Raw genomic sequence first — 16,216 nt, 5'->3', positions numbered from 1 at the left:
CGCAAGACACCAAAAAGGGGCCTCCCGGCGGGAGGCCCCTTTTCGTGTGTGTGGTTACTCGACGACGAGCAGCAGGTCTCCGCCCTGGACCTGTTCCACGGCGCCGACTGCGAGGCGCCCGACCGTGCCGGCCACCGGCGTCGTAATTGAGGCCTCCATCTTCATGGCCTCGATGGTGGCAACGGTGTCGCCGGCGTTCACGGCGTCGCCCACCTTGACCGTGAGCGTCACGGCTCCGGCGAAGGGTGCGGCGACGTGGCCCGGCTGGCTGGCGTCCGCTTTTTCAGCTGCCTTGACGTTGCTGACGACGGAACGGTCGCGGACCACCACCGGCCTGGACTGTCCGTTAAGCGTGCACATCACGGTGCGCATGCCCTTTTCGTCCGGCTCCGACACGGCTTCGAGGGAGGCGATCAGGCGTACGCCCTTCTCCAGCTCGATCTCGTGCTCGGCTCCGCGTTGGAGGCCGAACAGGTAGTCACGGGTGTCGAGGACCGAGAGGTTGCCGTAGGTTTCCACGCTCTTCTGGTAGTCCTTGGTGGGACCTTCGAAGAGCAGCCGGTTGAGCGTCTGCTGGCGGGTTCTGGAATCGCCCTTCAGTGCGGCGCTGTCCTCGGGGCTAAGCTCGGCGTCGCGCACCTTGATGCTGCGGCCCTGGAGGGCTTTGGTGCGGAACGGCTCGGGCCAGCCTCCGGGAGGATCACCGAGTTCGCCGGAGAGGAAGCCAATGACGGAATCCGGGATGTCGTAGTTCTGCGGGTTTTCGTTGAAGTCCGCAGGATCGGCATTGAGGCCAACGAGGTGCAGGGCAAGGTCTCCCACAACCTTCGAGGACGGGGTGACCTTCACGAGGCGGCCCAGGATGCGGTCGGCTGCCGTGTACATGTCCTCGATGGCTTCGAAGCGTTCGCCGAGGCCGAGGGCCATGGCCTGCTGCCGCAGATTGGAGAGCTGGCCGCCGGGGATCTCGTGCTGGTAGACGCGGCCGGTGGGACCCGGCAGTCCCGACTCGAAGGGAGCGTAGACGCGGCGTACAGCTTCCCAGTAAGGTTCCAGCGAGCTGACCTTGGCCAGGCCCAGGCCGGTGTCACGCGGGGTGTGGGCCAGTGCCGCAACCAGGGCGGAGGCCGAAGGCTGGCTGGTGGTGCCGGCCAGTGAAGCAGACGCGACGTCCACTGCGTCCACACCCGCGTCCACTGCCGCCAGGAGCGTGGCCAGCTGGCCGCCTGCGGTGTCGTGGGTGTGCAGGTGGACCGGGAGGTCGAACCGTTCCCGCAAGGCCGCCACAAGCTTGGCGCCGGCCGCGGGACGCAAAAGCCCTGCCATGTCCTTGATGGCGAGGATGTGGGCGCCGGCGTCGACGATCTTCTGGGCCAGCTCCAGGTAGTAGTCCAGCGTGTAGAGTTTTTCGTCCGGATCGAGCATGTCGCCGGTGTAGCAGAGGGCAACTTCTGCGACGGCGGTGCCGGTGGCCCGCACGGCGCGGATGGCCGGAGCCATCTGGTTGACGTCGTTGAGGGCGTCGAAAATGCGGAAGATGTCGATGCCTGTTGCGGCGGCCTCGTTGACGAATGCCTCGGTGACTTCCTCGGGGTAGGGCGTGTAGCCCACGGTGTTGCGGCCCCGGAGGAGCATCTGCAGGCAGATGTTGGGCAATGCCTTGCGCAGCGCCGCAAGCCTGTCCCAGGGATCTTCGCCGAGGAACCGCAGGGCGACGTCGTACGTGGCCCCGCCCCAGGCCTCCACGGACAGCAGTTCAGGAAGCAGCGCGGACACGGCGGGGCCGGCCGCCACGAGGTCGCGGGTACGGACCCGGGTGGCCAGCAGTGACTGGTGGGCGTCACGGAAGGTGGTGTCGGTGACGGCAACGGCCTGCTGCTCGCGCAGGGCCTTGGCAAATCCCTCGGGACCCAGCTCAAGCAGTCGCTGGCGCGAACCCTTGGGGGCGGGGGTGTCCCCGACTGCGGGCAGCTTGGCCGCCGGGTCGGAATGGACGGTGAGGTCGCCGTTGGGCTTGTTGACCGTGACCTCTGCCAGCCAGGTCAGCAGCTTGGTGCCGCGGTCCGCGGAAACGCGGGCCTTGAGCAGCTCGGGGCGCTGGTCGATGAAGTTGGTGGCCACGTCGCCGGCGATGAAGTCCTTGTCATCCAGGACGGCCTGCAGGAAGGAAATGTTCGTGGAGACGCCGCGGATGCGGAACTCCGCGAGGGCCCGGCGCGCCCTGGCCACTGCTGCAGGGTAGTCCCGGCCGCGGCAGGTCAGTTTGACCAGCATGGAGTCGAAGTGCGGACTGATTTCGGCACCCGAGTAGACGGTGCCGCCGTCGAGCCTTACACCGGCGCCGCCGGCGGAACGGTAACCGGTGATCTTTCCGACGTCGGGCCGGAAGCCGTTGGCCGGATCCTCGGTGGTGATGCGGCACTGCAGTGCGGCGCCCTTGAGCTGGACGGTGTCCTGCGACAGGCCGAGGTCAGCGAGCGTCTCGCCCGATGCGATGCGGAGCTGTGCCTGGACGAGGTCCACATCGGTGACTTCCTCGGTGACAGTGTGCTCCACCTGGATGCGCGGGTTCATCTCGATGAACACGTGCTGGCCGGCGCGTTCGCCGACGGTGTCCACCAGGAACTCCACGGTGCCGGCATTGACGTAGTTGAGGGCCTTGGCGAACTTCACCGCATCCCGGTACAGCGCCTGACGGATGCCTTCATCCAGGTTCGGCGCCGGCGCGATCTCGATCACCTTCTGATGGCGGCGCTGGATGGAGCAGTCGCGTTCGAAGAGGTGCATGACGTTGCCTTCGGCATCGGCCAGGATCTGGACCTCGATGTGGCGGGGGCGGAGAACGGCCTGCTCCAGGAACATGGTGGGATCACCGAAAGCGGCATCGGCCTCGCGCATGGCGGCCTGCAGCGCTTCAGGGAGAGCCTCGCGGGTGTCCACGCGGCGCATGCCGCGGCCTCCGCCGCCGGCAACGGCCTTGGCGAAGATGGGAAAGCCGATTTCGTCCGCTGCGGCGATCAGTTCATCCAGGTCCTTGGAGGGCTGGCTCGACTTGAGGACGGGGACGCCGGCGGCGCGGGCGGCTTCGAGCGCGGCGACCTTGTTTCCGGCCAGCTCAAGGACCTCGGCCGGCGGGCCAACAAAGGTGATGCCGGCCTCTTTGGCGGCCCGGGCCAGGCGGGGGTTCTCCGAGAGGAATCCATAGCCGGGGTAGATGGCATCGGCGCCGGATTCCTTGGCCACGCGGACCACTTCGTCCACGTCAAGGTAAGCCCGGACCGGGTGGCCCTCTTCGCCGATCAGGTACGCTTCATCAGCCTTCTGGCGGTGGATGGAGTTTCGGTCCTCGTTGGGGAACACGGCAACAGTCTTGGCGCCCAGCTCGTAGCCGGCACGGAAGGCACGGATCGCGATTTCGCCGCGGTTAGCCACCAGAATTTTGGAAAACATACTTCTCCTGCATCATTGCGGGTGTATCGATAAGTGGTCACAGTGTGTAAGACGGGCGCGTGGAAACACAAATCATTGTGTCGACCATCACAAGATTATCCGTCATCTCAGCGGGATTAGGCAGGGCCGACCGGTGATGCCCCCGCCGGCAGCGTGGGATGCGCCGCACACACGCCCGATGAAACGGGATTCAACACTGCGGCAACATATGATGGGTCGGGGGTGCTTACGCGCGCCCTCCGCTCCGGGGAGCCGGAGCCGGCACTACCCCAACACGGCAACCGGCGTTAGGTATTGGTTTTTCAAGTGCAAGTAGTCAGCATCAGCAGCCTCAAAGGCGGGGTCGGCAAAACTTCCGTCACCACCGGATTGGCATCTGCGGCCCTGGCCGCCGGCATCCCCACCCTTGTGGTGGACCTTGATCCGCACGCGGATGCCAGCACGGCCCTGGGTGTCCAGCCGGACGAGCAGCTGGACATCGGCCGGATGCTCAAGAGCCCCCGCCGCGCGCGGCTTTCGCAAAACGTGGTCACCAGCGGCTGGGTGGCCCGGGAAAACTACAACGGAGCCCGGCCCGCCGTCCTGGACGTCGCTGTTGGCTCCGCATACACCGGCATTTATGACCGGCCGGACCTGGGCCGCAGGGACCTGCGCAGGCTCTCGGCTGTCCTGGCCGGTACGGACAAGTACCAGCTGATCCTGGTTGACTGCCCGCCCTCGCTGAACGGACTGACCCGGATGGCATGGTCCGCCAGCGACAAGGTGGCCCTCGTTGCCGAGCCCGGACTGTTTTCCGTGGCAGGTACAGAACGCACCATGCGCGCCATCCAGCTGTTCCGCCAGGAGTTCGCCCCGAACCTCTCCCCCGCCGGTATTATCGCGAACCGCGTACGGTCCGGATCGTCGGAGCACGCCTTCCGCCTCGCCGAGATGCAGTCGATGTTCGGGGAACTCTTGCTGACACCGTACATTCCGGAGCAGGCGAACTGGCAGCAGATCCAGGGTGCGGCCCATTCCGTGCACCACTGGCCGGGCGATTCCGCGAAAAATGCGGCCAGCCTCTTCAACACGCTTCTTGACAACCTCATGGCTTCCAACGACGCGGGTTCCGCCGGGGCGCTCCGCGAACGCAGCCTTCGGTAGCGGACACCCACGGAACACGGCCCGCGATGCCGGGACACGAACTGCACAGAAAGGCCGCCTTCCGGATGGAAAGCGGCCTTTCTTTGCGTGCGGGTGCCGGCTATGGAAGTGCGTCAGCCGGTGCGGCAGCAGCTTTAGCCGGTTTTGCGGGCGGCCCTGCGCTTGCTAAGTTCGTCGTCCGGAAAGGACTGCTCGACGGCGTGCTCGCTGGGAAGCGCTGCGAGGCTGCCTTCCACTTCGCGCCACACCCGTCCGACCGCGATCCCGAAAACGCCCTGGCCGCCCTGGACCAGGTCGATGACCTCATCCGCAGACGTGCACTCGTAGACGCTGGCGCCATCGCTCATGAGGGTAATCTGCGCCAGGTCCTCAACGCCGCGTTCACGCAAGTGCTCCACGGCGGAACGGATCTGCTGCAGTGACACTCCCGTGTCCAGCAGCCGTTTGACTACCTTCAGCACAAGGATGTCCCGGAAGCCGTACAGCCGTTGGGAGCCAGACCCGGCTGCACCACGCACGGCAGGCTCAACGAGGCCTGTGCGTGCCCAGTAGTCGAGCTGGCGGTAGGTGATGCCCGCAGCTTTGCAGGCGGTCGGTCCGCGGTAGCCCGCGTCTTCGTCCAATACCGGGAGGTCTTCCGTGAAGAGGAGGCCCTGAGCACCGCTCGCAGGCAGGGCAACGCCTGCCGTTGAAGCCTGCTTTAGCTCGCCAGCTTCGCCTTTCGGACTCACGTGGACCCTCCTCGTCTTTTGCTCCCCTAAGGAAGTCACAGCAACAGCGATCACAGATCTGAAATTCACCTGTGTAATTCAGCCGGGGCTGCACATTCCAGTGTGACTTGCGCGGCTGTTGTATGCAATGGGAACTTGATATCTTCGACGTTAGGCCTGCCACGCCCCAAGGTCAAAGACGTTGGCCCCATTTCAGGGGCGTGTCGAAACTTTCAGCCTCAACTTTAACCTTAACGTGATCTCAGCCGTCGAAATCTTCCGGCTCCACGTCGTCCAGGAACTCCCGGAAGCGCCGCAGTTCACGCTCCTCGTCCACCGTGGGGCCCGGCTCGGTGTCTTCGCCTTCATCATGCTCGGTGATCCTGACGCCGGCCTCATCCATCACCGAGTCGGCGCACCAAATACGGCATTTGGCCCGCAACGCCAGCGCAAGGGCGTCCGAAGCCCTGGAACTGACCGTAGTGCCGTCTTCAAACTGCAGCTGCCCGTAGAAGATATTGTCTTCGACGGCGACGATGTTCACGCTGACAATGGAGTGGCCCAACGACTCCACGACATCGATGAGGAGGTCGTGCGTCATTGGCCGCGGCGGCACCACCCCCTGCTGGGCCAGCGCAATGGCGCTGGCTTCAGGGGTGCCGATCCAGATGGGCACATGCCGTTCTCCGTGAATCTCCCGCAACAGCACCAGTGGCTGGTTCGACGGCAGTTCGATCCGCACACCCACGATCTCGACTTCAATCATCAGATATCCATTCGCGATATACGGTCCTGCACCAGGGCACGGTGCAGTGTCAGGCAGAGATCACTGATTTCGCGGGCAGCCTCGGCGGCCCGGGCGTGCGACGCCGCATCCTTGCGGGAAGTCAGCGGCGCTACGGCCCGCTCCACCAGTCCGAACTCCCGTTCCGCGGCGGCCTGGAACGGCCGAAGGTGGCGCGGCTCCAGGCCGTGGCTTTCCAGCTGCACGCACGCGCGGGCCACCTGCAGGGCATGTTCATCGAACTTCCCGTTGACGTGTCCGATCAGGCCGAACTCGAGGAGGGACCTCAACAGCGGCACGCTGGCGCCGGATTCGGCCCGCAGCTGGTCCTCGCTGAGCCGGCGCACCTTGTTCTGCAGCTCAGTGGCGAGCTCGTCCGACACGATCCGCGGCGACACAGTGACGCCCGGCGGCAGGTTCTCCGGGCGTTCGCCGCGGTCAATGGCGTCGAGGTAGTCCTTAATGACCTTCAGCGGAAGATACTGGTCCCGCTGCAGGGCCAGCACGAACCGGAGCCGCTCCACGTCGGTGTCCGCATACTGCCGGTAGCCGGCCGGGGTGCGTTGCGGATTGATCAGGCCTTTTTCTTCAAGGAACCTGATCTTGGACGCAGTCATTCCAGGAAAGTCGTCGCTCAGCTGCGCGAGTACTTCCCCTATGTTCAGGACTTGGGGTCCGCGCCGTTCCGGTTGTGCCAGTGCCACAGGCAACTACCCCGGGATCAGACGTTGCCTGCTGCGCGGGCAGGGCTGAGGTAGAAAGTGAGCCGGAACTTGCCAATCTGGACTTCATTACCGGACTTCAGTTCCACGCTGTCCACGCGGTCGTGGTTGACGTAGGTTCCGTTGAGGCTGCCCGTATCGACAACTTCGAAGCTGCGTGCCGTCCGACGGAATTCCACGTGGCGGCGGGACACCGTGACGTCGTCGAGGAAGATGTCCGCGTCAGGGTGGCGTCCGGCGGTGGTGACGTCGGAGTCCAGCAGGAATCGTGCACCGGTGTTGGGACCGCTGTGGGCAACCAGGAGCGCTGAGCCGTACGGAAGGGCCTCTACGGCAACCCGTTCCTCCGGAGAGAGCTTGGGCGCGATGATGGGCTCGTCACGGATTGGCGTGAGGTGGATTGAGGTGGTCTCCGAAGCCTTCACTCCGCCCGTGCCGTAATCACCACCGCTGTGGCTATTTTCGTGACCAACCATGGATTCCTCCTCTTCCGTTGCAGATGTCCCCCTGCAAACAACGCGTGCCCTCCGGAAAAGCCTGGCAGATCCGGTCCTACGGCGTGTTGTCCGGCTGTTAATCCCTCAACAGCCGGACCTCCATGCCGGTTATCTTTAGCCTACCTGTTGTTCGTACTCCGATGCACTGAGCAGGGACTCCACCGCGTCAGCCTCAGCGAGCTTGACCTCGATCAGCCAGCCCTCGCCGTAGGGATCGCTGTTAATAAGCGCCGAGTCGGTGTCCAGGGCTTCGTTCCTGGCGACGACTTCCCCGCTCACGGGAGCGTAGATGTCGCTGACGCTCTTGGTGGACTCAACCTCGCCCACGACCTCGTTTGCCGTCACTTTGGTGCCGACTTCGGGCATCTGCGCGTACACGACGTCGCCCAGGGCGTCCTGGGCAAAATCGGTGATGCCCACCCGCACCACGCCGTCAGTGTTGGGGGCGGAAACCCACTCGTGCTCGGCAGTGTAGGACAGGTCTTCGGGAATGTTGCTCATCAGGGGGCCTTTCATCGGGTCAACCAGGAATGTTGGTCAATCAGCAATGTCAACGGAGGTCTGCAGAACAAGCCGCCGCTGAAAGTATATGCACATCACCCTTCCCCGCAGGGAGCGCCTTGGCGGACCCGTGTGGCACAGTAGTGGCATGCCAGAACTTCCCGAAGTGGCCGGGCTGGGCGCCTTCCTGGGCGACCGGCTTCGCGGAGCTGTGCTGACGAAAATCCAGATCGTTTCGTTCGCGGTCCTCAAAACGGCGGACCCGCCATATACGGCGCTGGAAGGCCGCACCATTTCCGGCGTCCAGCGCCGGGGCAAGTTCATCATCATTGATGCCGACGGCATCTATCTCGCGTTCCACCTCGCCAAGGCCGGCTGGCTGCGGTACACCGAATCGCCGTCGAACGCCCTTTTGCCACGGGGCAAAGGGTATATAGCCGCAAGGTTCGAGTTCTCCAGGATCCGCCCTGATGCCGACGGCGGCGAAGCCCATCTGGGGATCGACCTCACCGAGGCGGGAACAAAGAAAAGCCTGGCCCTCTACGTAGTCCGCGACCCGGAGGATATCCCCGGCATCGCAAGCCTCGGCCCGGATCCGTTGAGCGCCTCGTTCACCCTTGACGCCTTCGCTGAAATTCTTTCCTCGAGCAGCCAGCAGATTAAGGGACTGTTACGAAACCAGGGGGTGATCGCCGGCATCGGCAACGCCTACAGCGACGAAATCCTCCACGCTGCCCGGATATCCCCCTTCGCCACCGCGAAGTCACTCGACCCGGAGTCCGTCCGCGTCCTGTACGACTCGGTGCACAACATTCTGGGGGCCGCCGTGGCGGAGGCTGTGGGAAAGGCTCCGAACGAATTGAAGGACGCGAAGCGGAGCACCATGCGGGTCCATGGCCGGACCGGCCAGGCGTGCCCGGTCTGCGGGGACACGGTCCGGGAGGTGTCATTTGCGGACAGGGCGCTCCAGTATTGCCCGCGCTGCCAGACAGGCGGCAAGATCCTCGCGGACCGGCGGACGTCGCGTTTCCTGAAGTAGGGCGCTGGCAGGAATGCGCTCTCGGCGGAGGGAAAAGCATAAAGAAAAAACCGCCCCGCTCCGGGATACTTCCCGGAAGCGGAGCGGTTATCTTTGCTGGTCGGGCTGACAGGATTTGAACCTGCGACCCCTTGACCCCCAGTCAAGTGCGCTACCAAGCTGCGCTACAGCCCGTTAGTTCCGCCGTTCTCCGCCTCGGTTGTCCTCCCGGGTTTCCCCGGGATTTTTACCTCAGCAGTCCGGCCGAACCACCTCCAAAAGCTTACACGATTCCGGAGGGTGCCAGTGACACTTTGCGTGTGACACGGGCGAGGTGTGTCGTAATTAACGCTTCTTGCCACGCTTTTCGCGGACACGCATGTTGACCTCGATCGGCGTTCCCTCGAAACCGAAGGTTTCGCGGAGGCGTCGGGTGATGAAGCGACGGTATCCCGGATCCAGGAAACCGGTGGTGAACAGGACGAACTTCGGCGGACGGCTGGAGGCCTGGGTGCCGAAGAGGATGCGGGGCTGTTTGCCGCCGCGGACCGGGTGCGGGTGCGCGGCCACCAGTTCGCCAAGGAAGGCGTTCAGGCGTCCGGTGGGGATGCGCTTGTCCCAGCTTTCCAGTGCGGTGTCCAGGGCAGGAACGAGGCGGTCCTTGTGCCAGCCGGTCAGGGCTGAAATGTTGACCCGCGGAGCCCAGGCCACGTGGGCGAGGTCCTGCTCGATTTCGCGCTCCAGGTAGGTGCGGCGTTCGTCGTCCAGCAGATCCCACTTGTTGAACGCGAGAACCAGTGCGCGGCCGGATTCGATGGCCAGTTGCAGGATGCGGACGTCCTGCTCGCTGAGGACTTCGTCCACCGCGAGGAGCACGACGGCGACCTCCGCCTTTTCCAGTGCGCTCTGCGTACGCAGTGAGGCGTAGAAGTCGGCGCCCTGTGCCATGTGCTGGCGGCGGCGGATGCCGGCGGTATCGACGAAACGCCAGGTGCGGCCGCCGAGTTCGATGAATTCATCGACGGGGTCGCGCGTGGTGCCGGCGGTGTTGTCCACGACAACGCGCTCGGAACCGGCCAGCTTGTTCAGCAGCGAGGACTTGCCGACGTTCGGACGCCCGATGAGGGCGATGCGGCGCGGGCCGCCGGAGCGCTCCAGGCCTTCGATGGTGGAGTACTCGGGCAGGGTGTCCATGACGTGGTCCAGGAGGTCAGCGACACCCCGGCCGTGCAGTGCCGATACCGGGTACGGTTCGCCGAAGCCGAGGCCCCAGAGCGTTGCCGAGTCGGCTTCCTGCGCGAAGTCATCCACCTTGTTGGCCACCATGATGACCGGCTTCTTGGACTTGCGGAGCATCTTCACGACGGCTTCGTCCGTGGCGGTGGCGCCTACGGCGGAGTCGACGACGAACAGCACGGCGTCGGCGAGCTCCACGGCCATCTCGGCCTGCTCGGCCACGCGGGCGTGGATGCCGCGGGCATCATGCTCCCAGCCGCCGGTGTCGACGACCGTGAAGTTCCGGCCGTTCCAGGTGGCCGAGTACATCACCCGGTCACGCGTGACGCCGGGGGTGTCTTCCACCACGGCTTCGCGGCGGCCGAGGATACGGTTTACCAGGGTCGATTTGCCCACGTTGGGACGGCCGATGATGGCCAGGACCGGATCGAGCTTGACCGGACCGTCGAAGTCCTGGTCGTCGTAGCGGCCGCTCAGGAGGGCGGCGTCTTCTTCATCCAGTTCGTAGTCGTCCAGGCCCGCCCGGAGCGAGGCAGCGCGGAGCTCGGCCTCGTCATCGTCCAGGGCAGCAAGATGTTCCGCCACCTGGTCCGTGACGGTGGGCGTGTATTCGTCTTCGCCGGCGCCAAATTTGCCGGAGGTTTGAGTCGTATCGCTCATTGCACTTTCCTTAGTGGTGATCTGCCGGCGTCCCGGCTACTTCTTTATGACGTTTTTGCGGGGAATCCGCGCCGGGCAAAGCCTGCCCGCTGAGTTGAATCGTGTGCTGGACATGCCGTGCCAGTGCAGCGCGGATCTCGTTTCCCGCCCTGTCCATTGAAACACGCCCTGTCTCGCCGGGCCTGCGCCCTACAGCCACGGCCTTGCCGAAGCTGACGTGCAGCCTCCGGCCCGGCCGCGGAACGGCGTCGAGGTGTTCACCGGCGATCCGGGTGCCCAGGATGGCAACGGGAATCACGGTCGCGCCGGAGTTCAGCGCGAGCCAGGCCACCCCGTTGTTAATGGTGGAGGCCTCGCCGCTCCCCCGTGTTCCTTCGGGAAGGATGCCGATGCAGCGGCCGGCGTCGAGCGCGCTCTTGCTCAGCTGCAGCGCGGCACGGTCGCCCGAGCGGTCCACCGGAAACTGGCCTGACGCCGTGAGGACCCGCCCGAGGATCCCCTTGAACATTTCCTGTTTGACGAGGATGTGCATGGGCCTCGGCGATGCTCCGAACATCACCGGCCCGTCCAGGAAGCTGAGGTGGTTGCCGGCGAAGATGACGGGCCCTGCTGCCGGAACGTTTTCCCGGCCGCGGACTGTTGTCCGGTAGACGACGTGGTCCAGCAACCAGCCGACAGGCCGGCTCCACGCCATGGTCCAGGCACCCGGAAGGGCGCCCCCCGCTTGGAGCTGGCCCGGACGGCGGCTGCCGGCGTCAGTCACGGTTGAGGACCTTGTTGACTATGCCCAGGGCCGCGTCAACGGTGCCGTCGAAGTCCAGATCCGAGGAATCCAGGGTGACGACGCCATCCGCCGCCGTGGTGAAGTTGACCACCGTGGAGTCCTTGGCGTCACGCTGTGTGACCTGTGCCGCCAGCTGCTCGGCGCTCTGCGTTCCGCCCAGCTGGACGCCCCGGCGGCGAAGCCGGGCCTCCTCGCTGGCGGTCAGGAGTATGCGTACTTCAGCGCCAGGCGCCACGACGGTGGTGATGTCCCGTCCCTCCACCACGATGCGGCGGTGGTGGACCTCAATCAGTTCACGCTGCCGGCGGACCAGTTCCTTCCGCGCACCGAGGGTGGTGGCGATGGCACTGACGGCCGAGGAGATGGCCGGTTCCCGGATTGCCTGGGTGACGTCCGTTCCGCCGACCCTGACGTACTCTTCGTTCGGGGTGGTGCTGACGTCCAGCGGCAGGTCCTCGGAGGCCTGTTCGATGGCCGCGGCATCGCCCAGGTCGATGCCCCGGTCAAGGCAGTACCAGGTCAGCGCCCGGTACATGGCGCCGGTGTCCAGGTAGGCGAGGCGGAGGCGTCGCGCCACTTCCCTGCTCACACTGGATTTTCCGGATCCCGAGGGCCCGTCGATGGCAACGACCAGCGGCCTGCCTTGGCGAAGCATGGGCACGGTTTCGATGAGTTCCTGTGTCATTACTGGAGTACCCGCCATCCACGGTCGTTGAGGGCTTCGATGAGCAGATCATGTTTGTTGGGCAAAACGGACAGTTCCACCATGCCTACATTCTGCCCGGAGGAATGATCCAGCCGCAGGTCTTCGAGGTTGACCCCGATTTCGCCGATCTCCGTCAGGAGGCGGGCGATCTGGCCCGGCCGGTCGTCCACCAGGACGGTCAACCAGGAATAGGCCTGCGGTGGGCCGCCGTGCTTGCCCGGAATACGGGACTGCCCGGCGTTGCCCTCACTGATGAGCTGCGCCAGGTCGAGGCGGGCACCGGGGGCAGCCGGATCTTCGAGGGTTCCGATCAGGCGGTTGAGGTCCTCGCGGACCCCGTGCAGGATTTCCACCACAGGGCCGGCATTCGCGCCGAGGATCTGCACCCAAAGTGTGGGGTCGCTGGCAGCGATTCGGGTGACGTCACGCAGGCCGTTTCCGGCCAGCGAGAGGGCATGCATGGGCGTACCCTGCAGTCGGCTGGCGACAAGCGAAGACATCACCTGGGGAAGATGCGACACGAGCGCCACGGCGTGGTCATGTTCCTCGGCGCCGAACTGCGTCACCACGGCGCCCAGGTCTGTTGCCAGGGCTCGGGCGGCCTGCAGTGCACCGGGGGATGTTTCCCCGGAGGGGCAGACCACCCACGGCATGGAGGTGAACAGCTCACCCCGCGCCGCCACCGGCCCGGACTTTTCCCGGCCGGCCATGGGATGCGTGCCCACATAGCGTGCGAGGTCCACTCCGCGGCCGCGGAGGTCGGCCAGGATGCCGGCCTTGACGCTGGCAATGTCCACCACCGTTGCGGCGGGGTAATCAGCCAGTGAGCGTTCCACCACGTCCGCTGTCACGTCCGGCGGCGCGGCCACGACAACGAGTTCGGGCTGCTCGCCGCCAAGGCGCGACAACGGAAGGCCTGCCCCGATATCGACGGCGACCGCCTGGTTGGTGGGAGACGGGTCGGACAGGAACACGGATACTCCCCGGCCCCGAAGGCCAAGGCCGATGCTGGTTCCCAGCAGCCCCGTGCCGATAACCAGGACCGGACCGTTCAGGTGCCCGCGACCATGGGTGCGAAAGGCAGACATGCGCTACAGCCCTACGGATGCCAGCAGGTGGCCGACTTCCTGCTTGCCGAGGTTGCGGATGCTCCCCTGGCGCTGGTCTCCCAGGCCGATGGGTCCCACCTTGACGCGCACGAGCCGGAGTACCGGGAAACCGACGGCGTCAAAGAGGCGGCGCACGATCCGGTTTTTGCCGGAGTGCAGCACTACCTCGATCAGCACGTGGCCCGGGGTGGAGTCCACCAGCTTGAAGGAGTCAACCGAGGCCATTCCGTCCTCAAGCTCGACGCCCGCCTTCAGCTGCGCGCCGATTCCCTGCGGGAACGGGCCGCGGACCTGGACCAGGTACGTCTTGGGTACCTCGTAGGACGGGTGCGTCAAACGGTTGGCCAGTTCGCCGTCGTTGGTCAGCAACAACAGCCCTTCGGTGGCGACGTCGAGACGTCCCACGTGGAAGAGGCGTTCGCCGTGGGTATTGCGAACGAAGTCGCTGATGCACGGACGGCCGTCCGGATCCTCCATGGTGGATACAACGCCCTTGGGCTTGTTGAACACCATGTAGACCATGTTTTCGTCCAGCTGGATGCGCAGGCCGTCGACGTGGATCACTGCCGTTTTCGGGTCGACTCGGACGCCGAGCTCGGTGACGACCTTGCCGTCCACCTCCACACGGCCTTCTGAGATCATTTCCTCGCAGACGCGCCGTGAAGCGACACCGGCTGAGGCCATGACTTTCTGCAGGCGGATGCCGTCGGCGTCGTGCATTTCGGACTGCGGCACGTCCCCGCGGGGTCCGCGTTTGCGCGAAGGCTTGCGGACGGCACCGAGGTTCTGGCCGAACCGTTCGCCGCCGAAGGCGCGCGTACCGAACGTCTTGGCTGCGGCGGACCGCGGCTTGGGCTTCAGCGCGCCGGGAGTGCCGGGCACCTTGCCGGCGCCGGGCTTGCGCGAACCGGGCTTCCGGGCAGCAGGTTTGCCCGGCTTCCAGTCGCCGGCTGCCGGGCGGTCCGCCGGCGCGCCGCCGGGGCCCTGCAGGTCCGGATCGACGAATGCCTCTTCGCGAGGCTTGGGGTGCTTGAAGGGACGGTCGCCGCCGCCCTTGAAGCCGGCGCCGCCGGCCCCGGCAGCACGGCTGCTGCCGCCCCGGGCCGGGTTGCGTCCGGCCCTGTTTTGGCCATCTTTGGCCTGTCCGGCGCTGTTGCGTCCCGAACTGTTACGTGGTGAACCCTGGCGTCCCGCCTGTGTCATGACCCGTCCTTCGTTATGTTGGCCGGCATTGGCTGTCTCCCGACAACACCAGCCAGCCGGGCGAATTGCTTCCGCCCTGGTGGATACTCGTGCGCAGGCATGGATACTGCCTACATTCTTCCGGCGTCGTAGAACTCTTCGATGCCTTCAAGCCCCGGAAGATGGGGTGAAAGCTGCGGCAACTCAGCCACCGAGCCGATTCCCATGCGTTCCAGGAAATACGACGTCGTGCGGTAAAGGATGGCTCCGGATTCGGGATCGGTCCCCGAATCTTCGATCAGTCCCCGCTGCATCAGCGTCCGCACGACAGAGTCAACATTAACTCCTCGAATTGCAGACACCCTGGCCCTTGATACGGGCTGGCGGTAAGCGATGACGGCGAGCGTTTCCAGCGCCGCCTGCGTCAGCCTGGCTGTCTGTCCTTCCAGAACGAATCCGCCCACGACGTCGGCAAAATCCGTACGGGAATAGATGCGCCAGCCTCCGGCGATATTCCGCAATTCAAAACCCCGGGGTCTGGATGTGGTGCCGGCAGTGTTCATATGAGCAGTGTTGGCAACGTCCGAGTCCGGGGCATTAACAGTATAGCCGTTATACTCACGCTGAAGTTCCGCCAGGAGCTGCTCGACGGTGTCCACCGTGAGATTGAGCCCGGCGGCCAGTTCGACGGCGGTGGCCGGCTGGTCAATCACCATCAGCACCGCTTCGATGGCGGCATGTGCGCCGCCGGGCAGTTCGGTGACGTTCAAATCGCTGTCATTGTCAGCGCTGGTGGCGGGATCCGGGGCGTTGGCGCTCACGGCTGCTCCTCGTATTCCTCGGTGAGATTTTCGCTGCTCCAGTCATCGCGGTCCGCCGTCCAATGAACTGTCAGGTCGCCCAGCGGGAGGAGCTGGTCGAACGCTACCGCCTTTTCCCTGAACATTTCCAGGAGCGCCAGGAACCGGGCCACCACAACCAGCGTCGATTCGGCGTCCGCGATCAGTGCCCGGAAGGACAACGGCCGACCTGCCTGGAGCTTCAGTCCAAGGATTTCAGCCTGCTCCTTCACGCTGACGGCACTGCCGTGCAGGTGCGCCAGGCCAACCTCGCTAGGGGCCGCTTCCTTGGGCTTCAGCGCGGCTTCGGCCAAGGCAGCGAACTGCGCGGGCGTGTGCCGCCACACGAGTTCCGGAAGCAGCGCCGCGAAGTGCTCTTCCAAGGCAACCTGGCGGGGGTAGCTGCGGGCTTCGATCTCTAAAGTGGAGTTGATCAGTCCTGCCACCTGCTTGAATGCCTTGTACTGGAGCAGGCGGGCGAAGAGGAGGTCGCGCGCTTCGAGCAAGGCGACGTCTTCGTCGTCCTCAACCTCCCCTGCCGGCAGGAGCCGGGCGGCCTTGAGGTCGAGGAGTGTGGCGGCGATGACAAGGAATTCGCTGGCCTCGTCAAGCGCCCACTCCTCGCCCAGCTGCTGGAGGTTCCTGATGTACTTGATGAATTCATCGGTCACCGTGGCCAGTGCCACCTCGGTGATGTCCAACTGGTGTTTGCTAATCAGGCCGAGCAGCAGGTCGAAGGGACCGGTGAAGTTGGCGAGCCGCACTTCGAAGCCGGGTTTCTTCCCCGGCCCGGTTTGCGCGTCAGCCGCCGGGAGTTCCGCCGGGCCGTTCCGTCGGGCGGGAGCGAGCGGGGTGCCTGCCAGTGCCACGGCCTT

General features: G+C 65.2%; 15 protein-coding genes and 1 tRNA gene. 2 read left to right on the top strand and 14 right to left on the bottom strand.

Features of this window, described 5'->3' with window-relative positions; genetic code table 11:
- Positions 1 to 54: 54 nt before the first annotated feature.
- Entirely contained in the window at positions 55 to 3,450 is a 3,396-nt protein-coding gene (locus tag ARTH_RS07860; protein ID WP_011691406.1) for a pyruvate carboxylase, read from the bottom strand.
- Between the two features lie 306 nt (positions 3,451 to 3,756).
- On the opposite strand from ARTH_RS07860, the gene ARTH_RS07855 reads away from it, so the two are divergent.
- Positions 3,757 to 4,593: a ParA family protein gene (locus ARTH_RS07855; protein WP_011691405.1), complete on the top strand. Its 837-nt coding sequence runs from the start codon at positions 3,757 to 3,759 to the stop codon at positions 4,591 to 4,593.
- Between the two features lie 134 nt (positions 4,594 to 4,727).
- Here the strand turns inward: ARTH_RS07855 and ARTH_RS07850 are convergent, their stop codons facing one another.
- From ARTH_RS07850 to gcvH, 5 genes are all read right to left on the bottom strand, one after another.
- Positions 4,728 to 5,324 (bottom strand): MerR family transcriptional regulator, encoded by a 597-nt coding sequence (locus ARTH_RS07850; protein ID WP_011691404.1) that lies wholly within the window; start codon positions 5,322 to 5,324, stop codon positions 4,728 to 4,730.
- Between the two features lie 241 nt (positions 5,325 to 5,565).
- Complete coding sequence (locus ARTH_RS07845; protein ID WP_011691403.1) at positions 5,566 to 6,069, bottom strand: bifunctional nuclease family protein; 504 nt, start codon at positions 6,067 to 6,069, stop codon at positions 5,566 to 5,568.
- Positions 6,069 to 6,785, bottom strand: a complete 717-nt coding sequence (gene ftsR, locus ARTH_RS07840) for a transcriptional regulator FtsR (protein ID WP_043430536.1) — start codon at positions 6,783 to 6,785, stop codon at positions 6,069 to 6,071. Before ftsR ends, ARTH_RS07845 begins: the two co-directional genes overlap by 1 nt.
- Before the next feature lie 23 nt (positions 6,786 to 6,808).
- Positions 6,809 to 7,285: an FHA domain-containing protein gene (locus ARTH_RS07835; RefSeq protein ID WP_011691401.1), complete on the bottom strand. Its 477-nt coding sequence runs from the start codon at positions 7,283 to 7,285 to the stop codon at positions 6,809 to 6,811.
- Positions 7,286 to 7,420: 135 nt separating this feature from the next.
- The gene (gcvH, locus tag ARTH_RS07830) at positions 7,421 to 7,807 is read right to left on the bottom strand and encodes a glycine cleavage system protein GcvH (protein WP_043429635.1); all 387 of its coding nucleotides are present in this window, start codon (positions 7,805 to 7,807) and stop codon (positions 7,421 to 7,423) included.
- 148 nt (positions 7,808 to 7,955) lie between these two features.
- On the opposite strand from gcvH, the gene ARTH_RS07825 reads away from it, so the two are divergent.
- Positions 7,956 to 8,846: an Fpg/Nei family DNA glycosylase gene (locus tag ARTH_RS07825; RefSeq protein ID WP_043429634.1), complete on the top strand. Its 891-nt coding sequence runs from the start codon at positions 7,956 to 7,958 to the stop codon at positions 8,844 to 8,846.
- 97 nt (positions 8,847 to 8,943) lie between these two features.
- On the opposite strand, the gene ARTH_RS07820 is transcribed toward ARTH_RS07825, so the two are convergent.
- The 8 genes from ARTH_RS07820 to ARTH_RS07785 all read right to left on the bottom strand — a co-directional run bounded on the left by ARTH_RS07820 (position 8,944) and on the right by ARTH_RS07785 (position 16,210).
- Positions 8,944 to 9,020, bottom strand: a tRNA-Pro gene (locus ARTH_RS07820).
- A gap of 150 nt (positions 9,021 to 9,170) precedes the next feature.
- Positions 9,171 to 10,721, bottom strand: coding sequence for a ribosome biogenesis GTPase Der (der, locus tag ARTH_RS07815; RefSeq protein ID WP_011691398.1), 1,551 nt, complete (start codon positions 10,719 to 10,721; stop codon positions 9,171 to 9,173).
- 10 nt (positions 10,722 to 10,731) lie between these two features.
- The gene (locus ARTH_RS07810) at positions 10,732 to 11,415 is read right to left on the bottom strand and encodes a lysophospholipid acyltransferase family protein (protein WP_011691397.1); all 684 of its coding nucleotides are present in this window, start codon (positions 11,413 to 11,415) and stop codon (positions 10,732 to 10,734) included.
- Positions 11,416 to 11,476: 61 nt separating this feature from the next.
- On the bottom strand, positions 11,477 to 12,190 hold the full coding sequence (gene cmk / locus ARTH_RS07805; protein ID WP_011691396.1) for a (d)CMP kinase: 714 nt from the start codon (positions 12,188 to 12,190) through the stop codon (positions 11,477 to 11,479).
- Positions 12,190 to 13,299, bottom strand: coding sequence for a prephenate dehydrogenase (locus ARTH_RS07800; protein WP_011691395.1), 1,110 nt, complete (start codon positions 13,297 to 13,299; stop codon positions 12,190 to 12,192). Before ARTH_RS07800 ends, cmk begins: the two co-directional genes overlap by 1 nt.
- Before the next feature lie 3 nt (positions 13,300 to 13,302).
- On the bottom strand, positions 13,303 to 14,523 hold the full coding sequence (locus tag ARTH_RS07795; protein WP_011691394.1) for a pseudouridine synthase: 1,221 nt from the start codon (positions 14,521 to 14,523) through the stop codon (positions 13,303 to 13,305).
- A 110-nt stretch (positions 14,524 to 14,633) separates the two neighbouring features.
- The gene (gene scpB, locus ARTH_RS07790; RefSeq protein WP_043430534.1) at positions 14,634 to 15,272 is read right to left on the bottom strand and encodes an SMC-Scp complex subunit ScpB; all 639 of its coding nucleotides are present in this window, start codon (positions 15,270 to 15,272) and stop codon (positions 14,634 to 14,636) included.
- Between the two features lie 47 nt (positions 15,273 to 15,319).
- On the bottom strand, positions 15,320 to 16,210 hold the full coding sequence (locus tag ARTH_RS07785) for a segregation and condensation protein A (protein ID WP_011691392.1): 891 nt from the start codon (positions 16,208 to 16,210) through the stop codon (positions 15,320 to 15,322).
- Positions 16,211 to 16,216 lie beyond the last annotated feature (6 nt).

Origin of the sequence: Arthrobacter sp. FB24 (assembly GCF_000196235.1) — a bacterium.
Taxonomy (GTDB): Bacteria; Actinomycetota; Actinomycetes; order Actinomycetales; family Micrococcaceae; genus Arthrobacter.
The sequence above is the reverse complement of the archived record's forward strand: the minus strand, read 5'-3'. Positions and strand labels throughout refer to the sequence as shown.